The organism is Sphaerisporangium sp. NPDC088356 (genome assembly GCF_040685555.1).
Lineage (GTDB): Bacteria > Actinomycetota > Actinomycetes > Streptosporangiales > Streptosporangiaceae > Sphaerisporangium.
This window is the reverse complement of record NZ_JBFBIK010000048.1, coordinates 21,714-40,597: the sequence shown is the minus strand read 5'-3', so window position 1 is coordinate 40,597 and position 18,884 is coordinate 21,714. Positions and strand designations below refer to the sequence as shown.

General features: G+C 67.5%; 17 protein-coding genes and 1 tRNA gene. 9 read left to right on the top strand and 9 right to left on the bottom strand.

The features are described from left to right. The first annotated feature begins 2 nt into the window (after window positions 1-2). From AB0O34_RS19355 to AB0O34_RS19330, 6 genes are all read left to right on the top strand, one after another. Window positions 3-413, top strand: a complete 411-nt coding sequence (locus AB0O34_RS19355) for an acyl-CoA thioesterase (protein ID WP_363917034.1) — start codon at window positions 3-5, stop codon at window positions 411-413. A 147-nt stretch (window positions 414-560) separates the two neighbouring features. Beyond that, window positions 561-637: transfer RNA gene (locus tag AB0O34_RS19350), tRNA-Thr, on the top strand. Between the two features lie 222 nt (window positions 638-859). Continuing rightward, window positions 860-1,861 carry a helix-turn-helix domain-containing protein gene (locus AB0O34_RS19345; RefSeq protein WP_363917032.1) on the top strand — a complete coding sequence of 334 codons (1,002 nt, stop codon included), beginning with the start codon at window positions 860-862 and terminating at the stop codon, window positions 1,859-1,861. An 83-nt stretch (window positions 1,862-1,944) separates the two neighbouring features. Further along, a complete protein-coding gene (locus AB0O34_RS19340) occupies window positions 1,945-3,189 on the top strand; it encodes an IS4 family transposase (protein ID WP_363917030.1) in 1,245 nt (414 codons plus the stop codon). Window positions 3,190-3,226: 37 nt separating this feature from the next. Next, a complete protein-coding gene (locus AB0O34_RS19335) occupies window positions 3,227-3,388 on the top strand; it encodes a hypothetical protein (protein ID WP_363917028.1) in 162 nt (53 codons plus the stop codon). 173 nt (window positions 3,389-3,561) lie between these two features. Continuing rightward, window positions 3,562-3,906: a hypothetical protein gene (locus tag AB0O34_RS19330; protein ID WP_363917027.1), complete on the top strand. Its 345-nt coding sequence runs from the start codon at window positions 3,562-3,564 to the stop codon at window positions 3,904-3,906. A 454-nt stretch (window positions 3,907-4,360) separates the two neighbouring features. Here the strand turns inward: AB0O34_RS19330 and AB0O34_RS19325 are convergent, their stop codons facing one another. From AB0O34_RS19325 to AB0O34_RS19305, 5 genes are all read right to left on the bottom strand, one after another. Then, window positions 4,361-4,774, bottom strand: a complete 414-nt coding sequence (locus tag AB0O34_RS19325) for a hypothetical protein (RefSeq protein ID WP_363917025.1) — start codon at window positions 4,772-4,774, stop codon at window positions 4,361-4,363. Between the two features lie 792 nt (window positions 4,775-5,566). Continuing rightward, window positions 5,567-6,196 (bottom strand): DUF899 family protein, encoded by a 630-nt coding sequence (locus AB0O34_RS19320; RefSeq protein ID WP_363917023.1) that lies wholly within the window; start codon window positions 6,194-6,196, stop codon window positions 5,567-5,569. Window positions 6,197-6,242: 46 nt separating this feature from the next. Further along, window positions 6,243-7,133, bottom strand: coding sequence for a MurR/RpiR family transcriptional regulator (locus tag AB0O34_RS19315; protein ID WP_363917021.1), 891 nt, complete (start codon window positions 7,131-7,133; stop codon window positions 6,243-6,245). Between the two features lie 182 nt (window positions 7,134-7,315). Further along, on the bottom strand, window positions 7,316-8,782 hold the full coding sequence (locus tag AB0O34_RS19310; RefSeq protein WP_363917019.1) for a M14 family zinc carboxypeptidase: 1,467 nt from the start codon (window positions 8,780-8,782) through the stop codon (window positions 7,316-7,318). A 331-nt stretch (window positions 8,783-9,113) separates the two neighbouring features. Beyond that, entirely contained in the window at window positions 9,114-9,338 is a 225-nt protein-coding gene (locus tag AB0O34_RS19305; protein WP_363917017.1) for a beta-1,3-glucanase family protein, read from the bottom strand. A gap of 333 nt (window positions 9,339-9,671) precedes the next feature. Here AB0O34_RS19305 and AB0O34_RS19300 point away from each other — a divergent pair, with 333 nt between their 5' ends. Further along, window positions 9,672-10,313: a tetratricopeptide repeat protein gene (locus AB0O34_RS19300; RefSeq protein ID WP_363917015.1), complete on the top strand. Its 642-nt coding sequence runs from the start codon at window positions 9,672-9,674 to the stop codon at window positions 10,311-10,313. A 120-nt stretch (window positions 10,314-10,433) separates the two neighbouring features. Here the strand turns inward: AB0O34_RS19300 and AB0O34_RS19295 are convergent, their stop codons facing one another. The 4 genes from AB0O34_RS19295 to tmk form a co-directional block, all read right to left on the bottom strand. Continuing rightward, on the bottom strand, window positions 10,434-12,005 hold the full coding sequence (locus tag AB0O34_RS19295) for an alpha/beta hydrolase (protein WP_363917013.1): 1,572 nt from the start codon (window positions 12,003-12,005) through the stop codon (window positions 10,434-10,436). An 86-nt stretch (window positions 12,006-12,091) separates the two neighbouring features. Further along, complete coding sequence (gene ricT, locus AB0O34_RS19290) at window positions 12,092-12,928, bottom strand: regulatory iron-sulfur-containing complex subunit RicT (RefSeq protein ID WP_363917054.1); 837 nt, start codon at window positions 12,926-12,928, stop codon at window positions 12,092-12,094. A gap of 288 nt (window positions 12,929-13,216) precedes the next feature. Beyond that, a complete protein-coding gene (locus AB0O34_RS19285) occupies window positions 13,217-14,398 on the bottom strand; it encodes a DNA polymerase III subunit delta' (RefSeq protein WP_363917011.1) in 1,182 nt (393 codons plus the stop codon). A 10-nt stretch (window positions 14,399-14,408) separates the two neighbouring features. After that, window positions 14,409-16,469 carry a dTMP kinase gene (tmk, locus tag AB0O34_RS19280; protein WP_363917009.1) on the bottom strand — a complete coding sequence of 687 codons (2,061 nt, stop codon included), beginning with the start codon at window positions 16,467-16,469 and terminating at the stop codon, window positions 14,409-14,411. A 333-nt stretch (window positions 16,470-16,802) separates the two neighbouring features. Here tmk and efeU point away from each other — a divergent pair, with 333 nt between their 5' ends. Next, window positions 16,803-17,654 carry an iron uptake transporter permease EfeU gene (gene efeU / locus AB0O34_RS19275; protein ID WP_363917007.1) on the top strand — a complete coding sequence of 284 codons (852 nt, stop codon included), beginning with the start codon at window positions 16,803-16,805 and terminating at the stop codon, window positions 17,652-17,654. A 44-nt stretch (window positions 17,655-17,698) separates the two neighbouring features. Then, window positions 17,699-18,838, top strand: coding sequence for an iron uptake system protein EfeO (gene efeO / locus AB0O34_RS19270; RefSeq protein ID WP_363917005.1), 1,140 nt, complete (start codon window positions 17,699-17,701; stop codon window positions 18,836-18,838). Window positions 18,839-18,884: the final 46 nt, after the last annotated feature.

The window sequence follows — 18,884 nt, the reverse complement described above, 5'->3', positions numbered from 1 at the left end:
TCATGCGCACTTACCTGTACCGGCACATCGTCACCCTGGATGAGACCAACCTCGTGGGAAACGTGTACTTCGCCCACTACCTGCACTGGCAGGGGCACTGTCGCGAGTACTTCCTCGCCGAACACGCCCCGGCCACGCTCAAGGAACTGCGCTCGGGCGACCTCGCGCTGGTCACCGTCAACTGCCAGATGAACTACTACGAGGAGTGCTTCGCCCTGGAGGAGATCGAGGTCCTCATGTCACTCGGCTCCTCCCAGGGCAGCCGGGTCACGATGAACTTCGACTTCAGGCGCGACGGGGCCCTGGTGGCGCGGGGCGGACAGACCATCGCCTGCCTCCGCAGAACTCCCGACGGCATGGCCCCCACCCCCATCCCCGAAGAACTGGCCACCGCCCTACTCGCCTTCTCCTGACCCCTCCCAAATGGCGACTCATCACACCGCCGGCACTGGGGGCGAGCGCCCTCGCCCGACGGCCGAGTGATCATCCGATGTCCGGCATGGCCCGCAGAGCGCCGAGGGCTGGTACCCTAAAGGCGGTCGTGGGGATCCTACGACCATGCCGCCTTAGCTCAGTCGGCCAGAGCACTTCACTCGTAATGAAGGGGTCAAGGGTTCGATTCCCTTAGGCGGCTCCAGATCAGAGGCCCCCACCGATCATCGGTGGGGGCCTTTTGCTAACACCCTTGCTAACAGGGTTTGCCGTCCCACGCTGAGCCTCATGGGTGGTTTAGGTCCTACTTCTGGCATTAACCACTTCTGGCACGATGTGCGTCCTATCGTGAACTTATGGATCTTCGGGAAGAGATGGACGCCGCGTTGCGGCGGGCGTTGCTCCCGTTCGACGAGGCGGGGGATTCATGGCGGTGATCGGGTTCAGGACGAGCGACCTGCCGGTGGCCGATCGGTTCACGGCCTGGTGCGACATGGCGAACGACGCGCTGGTTCCCAACGGCATCCGCAGCGAGCACGCGGCGGACTTCCAGGCAGAGCTGCGCCTGCAGGATCTCGGGATGGTGCGGCTCAACACGCTGAGCTACCTGCCGTTGGAGACGTACCGGCCCGCCAAGCTGATCCGGCGGTCCGATCCCGAGGAGCTCCAGCTCCTCATCACCCGGCGGGGAAGCCACAGAATCGTCCAGGGTGGCCGGGACGCGACGGCTTCCCCGGGTGAAGTGCTGCTTTACGATACCTCGCGCCCTTGGCACGGTTGGACAAGCACCAGCACGGTCCGGGGCATCATGGTGCAGTTTCCCCGGGCTGTCCTGCCGCTTCCGGAGAGTGAAATCCGGAAGCTCATTGTCCGGCCCTTGTCGGGGCGCAAGGGCATCGGCGCCCTCCTGACCGGTTGCCTCAGCCGGATGGCCGCCCACGCCGACTCCTACGCGGCGGCGGACGGCCCGCGGCTGGCCTCGATCGTCATCGACCTCGTCACCGCGCTGTGCGCCCACCACCTCGAACGCGACCGCACGGTGCCGTCGGAGACACACCATCGAACTCTCCAGCTGAAAGTCCGCGCCTACATCGAGCGACAGCTCGGCGACCCCCACCTGTCGCCGCAGAGCATCTCTATCGCCTGCCAGATCTCCGTCCGCCACCTGCATCGGCTCTTCGAAGGCGAGGAGCTGACGGTGTCCGCCTGGATACGCCGGCGTCGCCTCGAGCGCTGCCGGCGCGATCTCGGCGACCCCGCTCTCCTCCATCGCCCCATCCACGCGCTCGCCGCACACTGGGGGCTCACGGACCCCGCCCAATTCAGCCGCATCTTCCGCGCCGCCTACGGCATCTCTCCCAGCGAGTACCGCCAACAGGCCCTCCACATCCGCCAGGCCTCACCGGGAAGGGGAGGGGCGGCCTTCTAGAGGCAATGCCGCTAAGTTAGCGATCTTGTGCAGGTCGGGCTGGGTGTCCTGCGCTGGATGGCCGTGGCCGGTAGGTTGCGGCGGTGGCTGAAGCGCAGGAGTCGCCGGTGGGCGGCCGTTTGACTGATCACATTTCGCTGGGTGTGCTGGCTGCGGCGTTCTCACGGGATCTGATCGAGGAGGTTGTTGATGCGACCGGGGCGCGGGAGAAGCGGTCGCGGTTGTTGCCTGCGCATGTGATGGTCCGGTACGTGATCGGCTTGGGGTTGTTGTTCGGTCAGGCGTATGAGGAGGTCATGCGGCAGATGACCGGGACGCTGCGGCACCTGGGCTCCTGGGAGCGGGACTGGCGGGTGCCGTCGACCTCGGCGATCACCCAGGCGCGGCAGCGGCTGGGATCGGCGCCGCTGGAGGAGTTGTTCCACCGGGCGGCGGTACCGGTCGCGGACTTGGGCACCCAGGGCGCGTGGCTGCGCCGGCGCAGGCTGATGGCCATCGACGGGACGAGTTTCGATGTGCCCGACACCGAGGCGAATGTGGCGGCGTTCGGCAGGATGGGCAGCGGCCCCAAACAGTCGGCGTTCCCGAAGTTGCGGGTGGTGTCGCTGTCGGAGTGCGGGACCCACGCCGTCGTCGCGGCCGCGATGGGCTCGTGCCGCACGGGTGAACGTGAGCTGGCCACTGAGCTGATCGGTCATCTGGACGGTGACATGCTGGTCACCGCGGACTCGGGCTTCTACTCCTGGCAGCTATGGGACCTGTACACCGGCAGTGGTGCCGCGCTGTGCTGGCGGGTCGGCGCGGCGGTGGCGTTACCGCTGGTGCGGCGGCTGCCGGATGGCTCCTACCTGGCGCTGATCTTCGCGCCGGACACTCCGGCCAAGCGCAAGGCCGCGCTGCTGGCGGCGGCACGGGCCGGGGAACAGGTCGATCAGGACCGGGCCCGCGTGGTGCGGGCGGTGGAGTACACCGTGCCCGGCCGTGGCGGCCCGGACGGCGAGTTGATCTGCGTGATCACCACGATCCTGGACCCGGCCGAGCTGAGCGCACCGGAGGTCGCGTTCGCCTACCACCAAAGGTGGGAACACGAATCCGGGCTGGATGAGATCAAGACCCACCTGCGCGGCGGCGGCGGGATCCTCCGCTCCCGAAGCCCCGACCTGGTCGAACAGGAGATGTGGGGCATCTTGCTCGCCCACTACGCCATTCGGGAGCTGATGTGCCGGGCCGCCGATGAGGCCGAACTCGACCCTGACCGGGTCAGCTTCATCCGAACCGTCCGGGTCGTCCGCCGCCAGATCGATGATCCGGCGGCCTTTTCCCCCTGACCACCTATACGTGATCTTTGCGAGGGTCTTCGCTGAGATGCTGGACAGACTCAACCCCGAACGCCGGATGCGGACCTGCCCCCGCGTCGTCAAACGCGCCCGCCACAACTCCTACCGGGTCAAACGCGCCGCCGACGTCAGCGTCACCCACGCCAGCCCGCCGACCATCCAACTCGAAGGACTCCCAGCAGCGGCTTAACTTAGCGGCATTGCTTCTAGAGGCGGTTCCTTGCGGCCGCATCGGACGCCAGGCGCGCATTGCCAATTAGTTGGCATGCAGTATCAATGTGAGACACGTTCACGTGTGCCACCCTCTCATGAGGGGCCTGTGAGTTCCGATCAAAAGCGGACGAACAAGAAAGGGAAGAGCCCATGAATAAAAGGGCGAAACTGTCCGGCGCGCTCGTGACCCTGGGCATGGCCGCTGGATTGCTTTCCGTTCCGGCCACGGCGTCGGCGGATACCCAGGCAGTGTTCTCCAGCCCGGTGGTCCTCAGATTCGAAGACGGCACCGCCCTCTACCGGGACACCGCGGGAACTACGACTTTCGCCCCCCCGAGGAGGGCGACCACACTTACGTCCGGAAGCTGGACGGGGTATGTCCAGTTCAGCGACGGCGGCAAGACCTACTTCTGCGAGATGCAGACCCGTGACGTCAGCAGCAAGCTAACCGCGACATTGTTCGTATCGCGCCTAAAGGCGTCATGGTGCCTGTAACGGTAAGCCATTTCATCCTGACAGCGCTGGTCGGGATGGGTGTGAGAAGGCAGGGGTTGGGGCGAGGCGGGGCTCCCGGTAAGACAGCAGTCGACCAAGATTCGATACCCAACCAGGAGCCTCGGTAGCTGCCTTGCAGTGAGGCACGTGCCAGCGGCAAGCAGCCAGGCGCTCAAGTGCCTCTACACGGCGATCACGAGCCTGGACCCGACCGGGAGTTGAAACGCCGAGAAAGATCGAGGCTGGAAAGACAGCCAAAAATCGGCCCCTGACCAGCACGGACGCCAGTCAGGGGCTCCTTCGGGTATGCGGTGATGTAAGGCTAGAACCGGACGTTTACGGTTGAGCGAGCCAAATACGTGCGTAGCTTCGCCCTGATCGCAGAGGGTCACGCTTTTGGGGTCAGGGCGCAAACCGATCACCGCCTCGGCCTGGTCACCCTTGGACGGGTGTCTTAGGGGATGGTCACGTAAGGGCCGTAGAAGTTCTTGCCGTTGGTGATGTCCTGCAATACCGACTGGCAGTTCCCCTTGTTGCCGACCGAGAAGACGAAACTTTTTCTCTGACCTGCTGAGATGCTGAAGGCGCCGTTATCGGCTGCTTTGAAACCACCCTCGCACTGCAGGCGGAACCGCACGGTCAAAGTGGCACCCGCTCTCTTGTTGTAGGCCACGTCGTAACCCGCGGGAGAGCCGGAAATGCCGGTGGTGCATAGGTCGCCGTTCCCGAGATTGGTACACTTCGTCGGGCCAAAACCGGCTTTGCTGCTCGTGTCGGCCTGAGCCGCGGACGCGGAGAAGGAGGTCAGCGGCACAGCGGCACACACTACTGCGAGCGCAAGAGTGCCGATTCGACGACGTATGATCATTCGTTTACCCTTCCTTGGATTTATATCGCGTCGCGTGTTCCGGTTAGTGGTTCGCGAGCGCTGATTCCAGAATCAGGGAGTTCGGGGGGAATGTCATTGATTGTGCGTGCCACGTGCTTGGCAACCCGTGCCAACTACACGGGCTACGTTCTGGACCTACTCCGAAAGCGCGGGAGGCCGGGCAGGTCGGCGGGTTAACTGCCCAGGCTTCGGCGGAGACCTCAGGGGTTGCTTCCAGTACGGCAGTTGCGGTTTCCTATCCGTCTCGTTCGCGCCGCTCATAAGTTTTGTAGTGGCATCGACTTGATAGCGCCTGATATCGCCTTCGCCAGGCTGGCCAGTGTCTGATGTGGTGATCGCCATGATGCGGGTTGAGGACGGTCTTGCTCATAATCCGACGGATTTCGTTGCAGATCAGGGAAATCCGGGTGGATTTGTCCGGGCTTCCCGTGTGCCGTGCTTCGCGACTGGGAAACGCGCAGGTTAAGGTGCGTGATTCCCTCCCGCCTGAGCATACGGTTGGATGATCTTGCTAACGGGGATGCTAATGACAGGTCCGGACACCCCTGGACGACGATGGACTGAGAGACCCCGCAGAGCCCGCCCGAGCAGGCCCGGAAGACAGCTGTGGATGGTCCTGGACGATCGTGTCTTCACTCGTAATGAAGGGGTCAAGGGTTCGATTCCCTTAGGCGGCTCCACGTCAGAAGGCCCCCGCGAAGATCGCGGGAGCCTTCTGAGTGTCCAACTGCGTGACTACGGCTTTGGATCATGCCCAAAGATGCGGCCCATCTATCCGTATGTGGGGTGCTGGGGCCAGCCGGGCGGGGAGTCTTCCCAGTCTTCCTGGCGGCCGTATGGGGTGAGGTCGAGGATGCTGTTGGCGAAGACGAGCCGGTCCACGCCGCGGGAGGTGGTGTTGTACGTCCGGTAGACGTCGTCGCCGTCGCGCAGGAACACGCTCAGCATGAAGCCGCCACCGGCGCCGCAGTCGAGCGCGAACGACGTGCCGTGTGACGACACGAAGGGCACTGTCCAGCCCATACGCGCCTTGTACGCCTCGATCTGGGCGAGCGCCATGTTCGACACGGTCACCCACGTGACCCCGCGCTCGGCGAGCCCGGCCGGCCCGCCCACGGGGACGTTGTTCGTGAACCAGGTGCAGCCCGGGCAGTAGTGGTCGGGCCCGTTGTCCATGAATTGGTAGACGACCAGCTGTCCCCGGCCCTCGAACAGGTCGAGCAAGGTCTTCGTGCCGGTCGGCGTGTCGAACGCGTACCCGTTGGCGAACTTGACCATCGGGAGGCGGCGACGCCGCGCGGCGAGCGCGTCCTGAGCGCGGGTGGCTTCCTTCTCGGCCTTGAGCAGCTCGTCGCGGGCCTGCTGCCACTCCCCGGCTGAAACGATCTCCGGTTTCTCCATCCGCCGATTGTGCCCCGCGGCACCGACAGAATCCTTCCAGGTGGCCTCAGTAAGGGAGGAAGATCTGGCGCTGGGTCGCGCTGTCGTCGAAGGCTTCGAGTTGGGTCTGACCTTCGGTGGCGAGGGAGTCGAGCATGGTGTGCAGCAGTGCGGTGCACAGGACCGTGGGGCCGGCGTGGGAGTCGAAGGCGAAATCGGAGCTCACCGGCGCGAGCAGGACCTCGTCCGCGAGGTCGATGAGCCGGCCCACCGGTTGGTCGGTGATGAGAGCGATCTTCAGCCCGACGCGCCGCGCCCAGATGAGCCCCTGGGCGAGCTCGCGCGGGTAGCGCGGCAGCCCGATGGCCAGCACCCATTCGGCTCCCGATTGGGCTCCGCGGCTCAGCCGGTCCTCCAAGGTCGAACCCGCGACGTCCAGCACCCGTACGTCCGGGAGCACCTTTTCTGCGAGGTAGCCGAACAGGTGCGCCAGCGGCGCCGAGATCCGCAGTCCCATGACCAGAAGGGGACGCGACCTGGCCAGTTGGCCGGCCACCTGGCGAAGCTGGCTTGGATCCCGTAGACCGTCCCGCAGCCGCTCGAGGTCGCGGATCTCGGAGTTGACCAGTTTCTGGATCTCGTTGAGGTCCTCGGCGGGCAGCGCCGGCTGCGGGCCGCCGAACACCGATGAGCGCAGCGTGTCCCGGAACTCCGGGAACCCTCTGAACCCGAGCGCGGCGGCGAAGCGGGTGACCGATGGCTGGCTGACGCCGACGCGCTCGGCGATGTCGGCGCTGGTGAAGAAGGCGGCCTCCTGCGCGTGGTCGAGCAGGTAGCGCGCGATGCGGCGCTGCGAAGGAGAAAGCCGGTGGCCGTCGAAGAGTTCGCGCAGGTTCGCGGCGACCCGCGACGCGTCCGGCACGGCGAGCGACTGGCCGGTCTCCCTGGCACGCCCCATCGTCGGGCACCTTCCCTTCTCCATGGAGTGACAGACCCGGCGATGCCTCTCACCGCCCGGCAGGGCAGGGCCATCGGTCGGCCGCGTTACTTCATGAGTCGCGATGTTCCTGTGGGCTCAAAGCGAGCGCCGGGCGGCCCTGGTGGGGACCGCCCGGCTCGTTCAGTGCGCGACGACGACCGTCAGTTCTTCGGGCCGTTGCCGTTGAAGCGGGTCTTGCACTCTTGCAGCCTCACGTCGACCTGCTCGCCCCTGTCGACGGTGACGTGCACCGTCTCCAGGACCTCGCCGCTCGGGCGGGCACAGGTGAGCGTCCAGCTCTCCTTGAGGAACTTGCCTGGGCCGGTGGCCACGACGCCGTTCTCAGTGTAGGCGGGGGCGGGCCGCACCGAGGGGTTAACGTGCCAGGCGAACTTGCCGTTGGTCGGGGCGACCAGCGTGGACTCCAGGTGGGTGGGCACCGCCTTGGGCGGGTCCAGGACACCGCCCGTCTGCACGATCGGCGCGGTCCACAGGTTGAAGTCCTTCGTGATCGTCAGGACCGCGCCCTTCGGCGCCTTGCCCGTGATCACGGAGTGTCCGGCGGGGTCCGCCGCGTACTTCAATGCCACCATGAACGCCTCGCGGTTCGACTTGCCCGCGTAGCGGCCGGTGCCGAGGTAGTCCTCGATCACCTCGGGGTAGGTGTTGTTGGTCGACTGGGTCTTCATGATCTCGAACGTGAACCCGAGGCCGCGGGTGGCGTAGTACGACCAGTCCGGGGTCTCGCCGGTCGTCTCGTAGTCGAAGCCCGACTTCATGCCGGTGTAGCCGTTCTTGGCCGCCATCGCGTCGGTCAGGGCGGCGTAGACCGCCTCGTCCGGAGCGTCGCCCGCGCGCTTCTCCAGCGGCGGACGGAGAACGGTGTGACCGGAGGTGTGGTTGGTGATCAGGACGGTGACCTGGTTGGACGAGGTCAGGTCCATGATGTTCTGGATCTCGGGCTCGCTGCCGGGCCCAGGGCCGCGGTTGGTCGCGTTGGAACCCGCGTTGCTACCCCAGCCGAAGGGGTAGTTGCGGTTGATGTCGACCCCGGCGTTGCTCGCGCACGTCGGCGAGACGCCGCAGCTCGTACGCCGGTTGATGGTGAAGCCGTCCACGTTGACGACGGGGACGAAGATGACCCGTGCCTGGTCGAGCAGGCGCGTGATCTCCGGGTCCTTGCCGTCGTTCTTGATCAGGTCGTAGGCGAACTCCATCGTGTGCTCGCCGGAGGGCCACTCGTTGCCGTGGTGCACGCCCATCATGAACAGGACCGGCTTGCCGTCTGCGGTGTTGACGTGGCGGGTCACCTCGATGCCGTACACCTCGCGGCCCTGGCGGGTCCTGTGCGGCAGCGTGACGTGCTTGACGAGGTCGGGGTACCGCTTGCTCAGCGCGAGCATCTCGTCGTTGTAGTCGGTGATGGTCCGGTAGGTGGTCCGGCCGCTGGGCAGAGTCGTCGCCTGCTCCGCCGCCTGGACGGCCGCTTTTGTGCCGGCCGACTCGGCGAAGCTGGTCGCGGCCGCCGGAATGCCGAGACTTCCCAGCAGTCCGACACTCAGCGCGAGCGTTAGAACACGTTTCTTGCCACTCCAGGTCGCGGGGGGCTGCGAGCCTCTTGAAGACATGCTGGACCCTTTCTAGCTGCGGACGAATTGGAACCAGAAAGGCGCCCTTTTCCCCGAGCTGTTCTTGCGGGCATGCTTTTGAAAGCCCAACGACGGGCCATTGATTGGAAAGTTGTAGGTAGTCTTGGCTATGAAAGTTTGCCTGTCAACCCTCTTGGCCAGGAGCCCTTTTCCGCACAGACACGGGATGCCGGGGGTGTTTTTCCGCACACACGCGCAACGCCGAGGGTGAGGGGTGTCCTGCTTGGGCGGTGGCGGCGGTTGCCCGGGTTGGGAAGGCCCTCGCGGATGGATCCGCGAGGGCCTTCTTCAGGGGCGTTCGGCTAACGGGTCACCAGCCGACGGCGACCAGTAGCCACTGGGGGTTTCCGTGGGAGACGAACGAGGACTGCCCGGCGTAGTCGTCGTACGGGAAGCCGTAGGCCAGGTGGTTGATGGCGTGGTCGTGCCAGAACTTGGCGTAGTAGTTCGCCGGAGCCGCCAGGTAGTAGTTGGCCAGGGGGGCCGGCCTCCCTCGTTGGATCATGGAACGCGATGGGGGGGACATCAGTGGCATAGCAGCTCCTGACGTGGACGGGATCAGCGCACGACGCAAGACGCGCCGGCCCAGGGACGCAGGGCCGAGCTGGTGCGCGACGGATCGGCAACACGCAAGAGAGCGCTCTCTCGTTAGCAGCTTTATGGACGTTTGTCGAATCGTCAAGATGAACTGTTTGGAACATTCAGATCACGGCAAATGTCGCGCCGGCACCCACGTGAGTGGTGAGCCAGTGGTTCCCACCCAGACCGGTGACGTCCAACGGGCGATGGCGAGGTCTGGTGTCACGTCTAGTCAGGCGCGTACGGTGTTCGACGCTACGGCGAATTCGGGTGTGAGCGGGGTTGCGTGATGAGTGCGGATGCGCGAGTTGAACGGGCCAGATTGCTGTATGAGCGTGCGGTCTTCGGCGGCGATGCCAGCGTGCTACCGACAGCCGACCGGGAACTGGACGGGGTGGAGGCGGATCTCGCCCTGGCGCGCGGCCGCGTCGTGCATGCGCGTTTCCTTGAGGACGGAAAGGAGGACCCGCAGGAGTTGGCGCTGTTCGAGCGTGCGGCGGAGCTCTATCGGAAGCTCGGCGACCTGCGCGGCGAGGGGGAGTCGCTGCTCTGGGTCGGCATCTTCCACCAGTTCGTCCGTCACGACAACGTTGCCGCGGTTCCAGCGCTTGAACGCTCGCAAGCGCTTGCGGCGCAGGTCGGTGACAAGCTGACCTTGTCCTACGCGCTTCGGCACATGGGCATCGCGGAGCATATGGCCGGACGGTTGGATGCGGCGCGGGAGCGCTTGGAGGAGTCTGTGCGGCTTCGCCGGGAACTCGGTTTCCTCCCCGGTGTAGCCGCGAACCTGGTCGGGCTGGCCTACATCGCCGCTGCGCAGAGTCGCCGTGCGGAGGCGCTTGCGTTGGTCGCAGAGGCAGCCGCGATCGCCGAAGCCAGCGGCGCGAAGGGCATCATGCGCCAGATCGACGAGGCCCGCACGCACCTATAGAAAGCCCTCGAACGTCGGACCAGGCGGTGGTCGACCCTTCGAACCCCGGTCGCTCCACCTGGACCCACGGCCGCCGGTCCTGGACCGGCTGCCCCCCAAAAAATTATGTTGCCGACCCTGTTACGTCACCTTCGGGCAGAGGGTGCCGTTGGCCGGGGGGGTCAGGGACAGCAGGTAGCGGTCTACGGCTTCGTCTACGCAGGTGGAGCCGGTGCGGTAGGCGGTGTGGCCGTCGCCGTCGTAGCTGAGGAGGACGCCCGACGTCAGTTCCGAGGCCAGGGACTTGGCCCACTCGTACGGTGTGGCCGGGTCGCGCTGGGTGCCGACGACCACGATCGGGGGCGAGCCGACGGCCTTGAGGGGCTTGTTGGTGCCCGTCGGCTTGACCGGCCAGTACTCGCAGGGCAGTGAGCCCCACATGACGTACGCCCCGAAGTGCGGGGACTCCTTCTGCGCCGCCCGCGCGGCGTCCTCGTACGCGGAGATCTTGTGCGGGTACGGATGGTCGAGGCAGTTGATGGCCATGTTGGCCTCGGTCTGGTTGGAGTACGTGCCGTCCTGGTGGCGGTCGACCAGGATGTCGGCGAGCTTCAGCAGCGTCGTGCCGTCCCCGCGGAACGCCTGGCCCAGGGCGGCACGAAGGACCGGCCACGAGCGCTTGTCGTAGAGCGCGGTGACGATGCCCAGCGTCGTCCAGGACTCGTCGATCTTGCGGCTGTCGCCCGTGTTGTTACGCAGCGGGTGCTGGTCGGTGGCCTGCAGCAGGTTCGAGAGCTGCGTCAGCGCCATGTCGGTGTTCCTGGAGGAGAACGGGCACGAGGACTCCTTGAAGCAGTCCTCCAGGAACGAGCGGAACGCCACCTCGAAACCGCGCGCCTGGGCGGCGTTGATGTCCGGCACGGGCGGGAGGACGGGGTCGATGGCCCCGTCCAGGACCATGGCACGGATCTTCTTCGGGAACAGGTCCGCGTATACCGCGCCCAGGTACGTGCCGTACGACTTGCCCAGATACGTCATGCCCTTGTCGCCCAGCACCGCCCGCAGGACGTCCATGTCGCGAGCGGCGTCGGCCGTGCCGACGTGCGGCAGGAGCTTGGCCGACTTGGCCTCGCACCCCTCCGCGAACTCCTTGGCCCCCTTCGCCAGCGCGGCGACCTCGGCGGGGTTGTCGGGCGTCCCGTCCAGCCCGATGAACTTGTCCAGCTGGGCACCGGTGAGGCAGTGGACGGGCGAAGACTCGCCCACGCCTCGCGGGTCGAACCCCACGGTGTCGAACCGGGACAGGATGGCCGGGCTCAGCACCGTCTTGGCGGCCCGGGCGTACTCGATGCCGGACCCCCCGGGTCCTCCGGGGTTGAGCAGGATCGAGCCGACCCGGTCGCTCCCTGTGGCCGGGAGCCGCACCACGCTGATCTTGATTCGCTCGCCGCCGGGGTCGGCGTAGTCGAGCGGGACATCCATCCGGCCGCACTGGAAGTTGTCCTTGCAGGGAGTCCAAGCGATCTTCTGCGTGTAGAAGGGCGCGAGCGCCTCCGAAGGCGCCAGGGTGGCGGCCGCGCCGGCCGGGGGGTCGACCGGAGACGACCCGTCCGCGGGATGGTCCGCGTCCCCCTTGGCGGAGCACCCGGAGACGATCAGCATCGCCGCGACAAGAGCGGTAGCCGTACGGCTAGCGCCTGAAAAGCGCATCATGCGCCGACCACCTATCCCCCGTTGTGGAAACGCCGCCAGTTGATCAACCGCGCGGCGCTTAGGTTGTACCCCGCCCACCTGGGCTTTCACTCCTCGGCGGAATCCTGTCCGCCGTACTTCGCGTCGTGCTGCCGGCGCGGCGCGCACACGCTCGCCCGCGAGCAGGCGCATCTGCGTCCTCCGTCGTTCAACCGCACGACGACCGAGTCGGAAGGCACGTTGTGCCCGACGACGGTTCCCGCGCCCTCGGGCGTGTCCACCGCGAGCCCCACGCGCGGCGCCGATGCCCGGAACTCCTGATACAGCGGGTGCTCGTACTTCAGGCAGCACATCAGGCGCCCGCACGCTCCGGCGATGCGCAGCGGGTTGACCGGAAGATCCTGGTCCTTGGCCATGCGGACCGACACCGGCTCGAAGTCCTTGAGGAAGGTCGCGCAGCACAGGTCGCGGCCGCACGGGCCGATGCCGCCTTGCAGCCGCGCCTCGTCACGCGGCCCGATCTGCCGTAACTCGACCCGCGCCCGCAGGTTGCGTGCGAGGTCGCGGACGAGCGCGCGGAAGTCGACCCGGTGCGGAGCCGAGAAGTACACCGTGTAGACGTTGTCGGCGTCGAGGTAGTCGACGCCGACGATCTTCATGGGCAGCTCGTGCCTCTTGATCAGGCGCTTGGACACGCTGCGGGCCTCGGCGCGCCGGCGACGGTTCCCCTCGTCACGCCCCAGGTGCTCGTCGTTCGCGATGCCCTCGCAGACCGGCAGGCCGTCGATGTCCTCGCTGACCCACTGCGGCGCCCACACGCACTCGGCGACCTCGGGACCGGCGTCCGTCGGGACCAGCACCTTGTCGCCGACCTTGGGACTGTGGCCGCCCGGATCGAGGTAGTACAGCCTCCCGTAGCGAGCAAAGCTCACGGCCATGATCATGCCCATGGGACGCCTCGGCCTCCTCGCCGGTACAGCTCGCGCACAGGCGCGAGCGCACGCTCGCGCACAAGCACACACACGCGAACCGATGCGCGCTTGGGCCCCACATTACGCGCACATAGGTTCCGGGAGGCAATACCCCACCCGGCGTGGCTAGCACTTGGCGCTGTCGCCCATGCAGGCGGAGTCGACGATGTTGGAGACGCCCGGCAGGGGCTCGACGGCCTCCCGTACGGCCCGCCGGTCACCTCCCGGCCGGAGCTCTCCTGCCGGCCCATGCGGAGGAAATTACGAGCGGGGCCGCCACAGGGAGATGGTCATCGCCTCGACGGCGATCTGGGGGTTCACGTTGGCGGCCAGCCGCTCGCGGCAGAGCATGATCGCGTCGATCCGCCGCAACGTGTCCTCCGGCGAGTTCGATCGCGCCAGCGCGGCGAGGTCGGCGCCGCGATCTTCGGTGGACAGCTCCACCTGGGCCCCGAACTGCACGGCCAGCACGTCACGGTAGAAGGCGACCAGGTCGAGCAGCGCCACGTCGAGCGAGTCGCGCTTGATGCGCGTCGCCCGCGACTTCTGCTTGTCCTCCAGATCCTTCATCGCCCCCGCGCCACCGCGGACGAGGCCCCTGTTGAGACCCTTTCCCGTGGAGCCCTCGCCGTAGATCTTGCGCAGCTCGGTCGTCTCGGACTCGTTGAGGTGGCTGGTCGCCTCCTCGGCGTCCTCCGACGAGGTCTTGACCAGGCGCTCAGCGGCGTCGACGCACTCGCCGACGCCCGTCAGCGAACGCGGCAGCGACAGGACGGCCTCGCGGCGGTGGCGCACCTCCTCGTCCAGGGCGAGCCGTCGCGCCCGTCCGACGTGCCCCTGGGTGGCACGCGCGGCGAACCGCGCCATCTCCGGCGGCACGTTGTCGCGCGTGGCCAGCACGTGGGCGACCGCCGCCGTCGACGGCGTGCGCAGCGTGACGACCCGGCACCGGGACCGGATGGTGATCACCATGTCGTCCGGGGACGGCGAGCACAGGAGCCACACCGTGCGCGGCGGCGGCTCCTCGATGGCCTTGAGCAGGGCGTTCGCGGCGGCCTCCGTGGCACGGTCGGCGTCCTCGAACAGCATGACCCGCCACCGCCCGAGCGTGGGGGCTCCCGAGGCGCGCAGCACCAGCTCGCGGGTCTGCTTGACGCTGTACGACAGCCCCTGCGGACGTACCACCTCGACGTCGGGGTGGGAGCCGACGCTCACCTGGTGGCACATGTCGCAGTGGCCGCAGCCCCCGTCGGGGCAGAGGAGGGCGGCGGCGAAGGCCTGGGCGGCCTCGGAGCGCCCCGACCCGGGCGGGCCGGTGAACAGCCACGCGTGGGTCATGCCCGCGCCGCGCCCTCCCGCGAGGGCCTCGGCACCGGCCGCCGCAGCGCGCTGCAGCACGGCCGCCGCCTGCTCCTGGCCCACCAGGTCGTCGAAGACTGTCACGCAGGCCAGGTTAGTCGCGGATGGCGGGCATCGTGCCGGTGATGGCCTCGGTCTCCTGCGGGACGGGATCGGGAAGGATCTCGCGGACACGGTCCTGAATCAGCCGGGAGATCTCCTCCTGCGTCTGGAGGCCGTCCACGACGAGGTAGCGGTCGGGGTCGGCGGCGGCCAGCGCCCGGAACTCGCGGCGGACCCGCTCGTGGAACTGCAGGGGCTCGGACTCGATGCGGTCGGCGGGCGACCCGAGCCTGGAGAGCCCGACCGACGGCGGCACGTCGATCAGCACGGTGAGATCGGGCACCAGCCCGCCCGTGGCCCAGGAGTTGACCTTGGCGACGTCCTGCGGCTCCAGCTCGCGCCCGGCTCCCTGGTAGGCCAGCGACGAGTCGACGTAGCGATCGCAGGTGACCATCGCCCCCCGGTACAGCGCGGGCCGGATGACCTTCTCGACGTGCTCGGCGCGGTCGGCGGCGTACAGCAGCGTCTCGGCGCGGGCGGAGAGCCCCTGATGGGCGGCGTCCAGCAGGATCGCCCTGAGTCGCATGCCGACCTTGGTGGAACCGGGCTCCCGGGTCTGGACGACGTCGAAGCCCTGGTCACGCAGCCAGATGGCGACGAGCCGCGACTGGGTCGTCTTGCCCGACCCCTCGCCGCCCTCGAAGGCGATGAACAGGCCGCGCGACTGGTCGGCGGTCTCGGGGACGAACCGCTCGCCTCGCAGGGCGGCCATCAGGTCGGCCCCGATGGGCACCTCGCGCCGGTCGTCCATCTGCCGCAGGGCGAGCGCGCCGACGACGACCGCCACGATGGCCCCGATCAGCATGACGAGGTTGGGGCCGTCGAAGTTGTAGACCACCCCGGCGCCGATCGAGAACCTGTGCTTGCCGAAAAGTCCGGCGAGGGCGGGGGCGACGGCGACCACGAGGAGGAGGGTGACCCGGGCGAGGGACTGCAGGAAGGAGAACGTGCGGCCGCGCATGCTGTCTTCGACTTCCAGGCCGATCAGCGTGTACCCGATGATCCACGCGATGCCGGCGCACGCGCCGAGCACGACGACCAGCATGACCACGATCACCAGGTTGTGGATCAGCGCGGTCGCGGCGAGCACGATGCCGGCCGTGACGATCGCCAGCCCGAACAGGCGCCGCCGCGACAGCTCGCTCAGCAGTCGCGGGCCGAAGAAGATGCCGAGGGCCATGCCGATGAAGACCGCGGCGAAGACCATGCCGTACGCGGCGTCCCCGCCGCCGAGCGTGACGACGTACACCTTGGCGATGCCGATGACCGCGCCGCCCGCCGCGAACGCGCCGAGCATGCCGATGACCAGGCCGCGCACCATGCGGTTGGCTCCGACGAACCGCCAGCCCTCGACGATCTGCTTGAGCATCGACGGCGTGGAGACCCGGGTGACGTGCCCCTTGGGGATGCTCTTGAGTGTGAAGATCAGGAACGCGGAGACCAGGTAGGCGAGGGCGTTGATGACCAGCGCCGGATGCGCGGGCTCCCACGCCAGGCTTGGGACGGCCTTGCCGAGCACCTCGACGACCACGGAGATCACCGCGAACAGCGCCGCGGCGACCGGCGCCGTGCCGTACGTCACCAGAAGGTTGAGCTGGTTGGCCTCTTCCAGCCGCTCCTTGGGGACGAGGTTGGGCACGGTCGCGTCCTTGGCGGGCACCCAGAAGAGGTTCACGCACTCCACGAGGAACGTGGCGACGATGATCCACTGGTAGCTGTTGACCAGCGGGATCGACAGCACGAGCGCGAACCGCAGCAGGTCGCTGAAGAACATCGTGAGCCGCCGGTCGAACCGGTCGGCGAACGCGCCCGCGAGCGGTCCGAGCAGGACGGCGGGCAGCATCTTGACGACGAAGACGCCGCCGATGGCGAGGCTCTGCGCCTGGTAGCCGGAGTCGCGGGTGAGGTACGCCGCGAAGGCCGTGATCGCGATGATGTTCAGCCAGTCGCCCAGGCTGCAGACCGCCATGGCCGTCCAGAGCCGGCGAAATGGTGCGTTCGCCAGCACGTGCGGGGGTTTACGACGCGTAGCGGACCGGCCGGAGGTGGTCATGATGTCAGCGTATCCAGGTGCTCGCTGGGCTGGGGCGGATCGGAGGCAGGACTGAATCGCCCGCCTGCTCCTCTACCGAGCGTATTACCTACCCGGCGTCCCTCGCAGGCGACATGCAGGAAAGGTCGGAATGATCCCGCATTGAACGGGTACCCGAAGCGTCCAGCCCTCACCGGAAGGCAACAGCCCCTTCACCGGCGACAGCGAAAGAGTCACCGGGACGCGGCCCGCGTCCGAGAAAGGTGGAGTCCCCTACAGGTCACCCTCTTGCCAAGGATAAGGTAATGCTGTCCTAATTTAGGCAAGGCTAAGGCAAGCGCCAAGGAGACCACAGTGTTCGCGAGCTACCTCATCGGTCTGAGAGAGGGTCTCGAGGCAACCCTTGTGGTGTCCATCCTTGTCGCCTTCCTGGTCAAGAGCGACCGCCGCGACAGGCTGCCGCTCGTCTGGGGCGGGGTCGCCGCGGCCGTGGCCCTGTCGGTCGCGTTCGGCGCGCTGCTCACCTTCACCGCCGCCCAGCTCGACTCGCGCCAGCACGAGCTCTTCGACGCGATCGCGTCGCTCGCCGCCACCGTGTTCGTCACCTTCATGATCTTCTGGATGCGCACGGCCGCCCGGCGCCTGTCCGGCGACCTGCGGGCCAAGCTCAGCGACGCGCTCAACCTCGGCGCCGGGGCCGTCGTGGTCATGGCCTTCCTCGCGGTGGCGCGCGAGGGCCTGGAGACCGCGCTGCTCTTCTTCGCCGCCGCACAGGGCTCGACCACCAGCGCCACCCCGCTCATCGGCATCAGCCTCGGCCTCGCCACCTCGGTCGCGCTCGGCTGGGCCCTGTACAAGAGCGCGCTGCGCATCAACCTCGGCAAGTTCTTCACCTGGACCGGCCTGCTGCTGATCGTGGTCGCCGCGGGCATCTTCAAGTACGGCGTGCACGACCTCATCGAGGCCGGCGTGGTCCACGTGCTGGACGCTCCCGCCTTCGACCTGACGGGCGCCCTGCCCCCCGACGCCTGGTACACGACCCTGCTCAGCGGGATCTTCAACTTCACCCCGCAGCCCAGCATCCTCGAGACCATCGCCTGGCTGGCCTACCTCGTGCCGGTGCTGGTGCTGTTCATCGTGCCGCCTCGCAAGGGGCCGGGCGCCTCCCCCGCGCCGTCCGCGACCGCCGCGTCCACCTCCTCCTGATCCCTTCCTTCCTCATGACCTCGGTCCACCCGAACTGGAGAACCATGCGTACCCCCCTTGCCCTCACCGCCGGCGCGCTGGCCCTGGCAGGGCTCACCGCCTGCTCGTCGACGAGCGGCGGGGGCGACACGTCCGCTCAGTCCTCCGGCAAGCCCGGCAAGATCACCGTCGCGGCCTCGGACACCGACTGCAAGGTCTCCACGGCCGCCCTGCCCGCCGGGACCTCGACGTTCTCGATCACCAACGGGGGCAGCAAGGTCACCGAGTTCTACGTGTACGCCGCCGGCGACCGCGTGATGGGCGAGGTGGAGAACATCGTCCCCGGGCTCACCCGTGAGGTCATCGTCGAGCTGCCCGCGGGGACGTACGAGGCGACCTGTAAGCCGGGCATGATCGGCAAGGGCATCCGCAACCCGCTGAAGGTGAGCGGCGCGGCCGTACCGCTCTCCGACGACGCCAAGCTCGCCCAGGCGGCCACGGACTACGAGCGGTACGTCAAGAGCCAGACCGACACGCTGCTCGTCAAGGCCCAGGAGTTCGTGGACGCCGTCAAGGCGGGCGACATCGACAAGGCCAAGGCCCTGTACCCGGTCTCCCGGACGTACTGGGAGCGCATCGAGCCGGTCGCGGAGAGCTTCGGCGACCTTGACCCGGCGATCGACGCCCGCGAGGACGCGGTGGAGCCCGGCGCCGAGTGGACGGGCTTCCACAAGATCGAGAAGGATCTGTGGGTCGCCAAGGACATCAGCAAGGACGGCCCGCTCGCCGACAAGCTGATGACGGACATCAAGAAGATCGTCGAGAAGGCCACGACCGAGAAGATCCAGCCTCTCAAGCTCGCCACCGGCGCCAAGGCGCTCCTGGACGAGGTCGCCACCAAGAAGATCACCGGCGAGGAGGACCGCTACTCGCACACCGACCTGTGGGACTTCGCCGCCAACCTCGAGGGGTCCAAGGGCGCGATCGCCGCCCTGCGCCCGGTCCTCACCGAGCGCGCCCCCGACCTGATCAAGACGCTCGACGAGAAGTTCCCGGCCGCCGAGGACGCCCTGGGCAAGCACCGGTCAGGCGACGGCTGGAAGCTCCACACCGAGCTGTCCAAGGCCGACCTGAAGGAACTGTCCGACGCCATCAACGCTCTCGCGGAGCCCATCAGCAAGGTCGCCGCGGTGGTGGCCCAGTGAGCCGGCCAGGCCCCGCGGCGCGACCGCTGACGGGCAGGCCGGCAGG

Excerpts from the sequence above, each read along its gene's own strand:
- AB0O34_RS19355 (WP_363917034.1), top strand. The coding sequence starts at position 3 with ATGCGCACTTACCTGTACCGGCACATCGTCACCCTGGATGAGACCAAC.
- AB0O34_RS19345 (WP_363917032.1), top strand. The coding sequence starts at position 860 with ATGGCGGTGATCGGGTTCAGGACGAGCGACCTGCCGGTGGCCGATCGG.
- AB0O34_RS19335 (WP_363917028.1), top strand. The coding sequence starts at position 3,227 with ATGCTGGACAGACTCAACCCCGAACGCCGGATGCGGACCTGCCCCCGC.
- AB0O34_RS19330 (WP_363917027.1), top strand. The coding sequence starts at position 3,562 with ATGAATAAAAGGGCGAAACTGTCCGGCGCGCTCGTGACCCTGGGCATG.
- AB0O34_RS19325 (WP_363917025.1), bottom strand. The coding sequence starts at position 4,774 with ATGATCATACGTCGTCGAATCGGCACTCTTGCGCTCGCAGTAGTGTGT.
- AB0O34_RS19320 (WP_363917023.1), bottom strand. The coding sequence starts at position 6,196 with ATGGAGAAACCGGAGATCGTTTCAGCCGGGGAGTGGCAGCAGGCCCGC.
- AB0O34_RS19315 (WP_363917021.1), bottom strand. The coding sequence starts at position 7,133 with ATGGGGCGTGCCAGGGAGACCGGCCAGTCGCTCGCCGTGCCGGACGCG.
- AB0O34_RS19310 (WP_363917019.1), bottom strand. The coding sequence starts at position 8,782 with ATGTCTTCAAGAGGCTCGCAGCCCCCCGCGACCTGGAGTGGCAAGAAA.
- AB0O34_RS19305 (WP_363917017.1), bottom strand. The coding sequence starts at position 9,338 with ATGCCACTGATGTCCCCCCCATCGCGTTCCATGATCCAACGAGGGAGG.
- AB0O34_RS19300 (WP_363917015.1), top strand. The coding sequence starts at position 9,672 with ATGAGTGCGGATGCGCGAGTTGAACGGGCCAGATTGCTGTATGAGCGT.
- AB0O34_RS19295 (WP_363917013.1), bottom strand. The coding sequence starts at position 12,005 with ATGATGCGCTTTTCAGGCGCTAGCCGTACGGCTACCGCTCTTGTCGCG.
- ricT (WP_363917054.1), bottom strand. The coding sequence starts at position 12,928 with ATGATCATGGCCGTGAGCTTTGCTCGCTACGGGAGGCTGTACTACCTC.
- tmk (WP_363917009.1), bottom strand. The coding sequence starts at position 16,469 with ATGACCACCTCCGGCCGGTCCGCTACGCGTCGTAAACCCCCGCACGTG.
- efeO (WP_363917005.1), top strand. The coding sequence starts at position 17,699 with ATGCGTACCCCCCTTGCCCTCACCGCCGGCGCGCTGGCCCTGGCAGGG.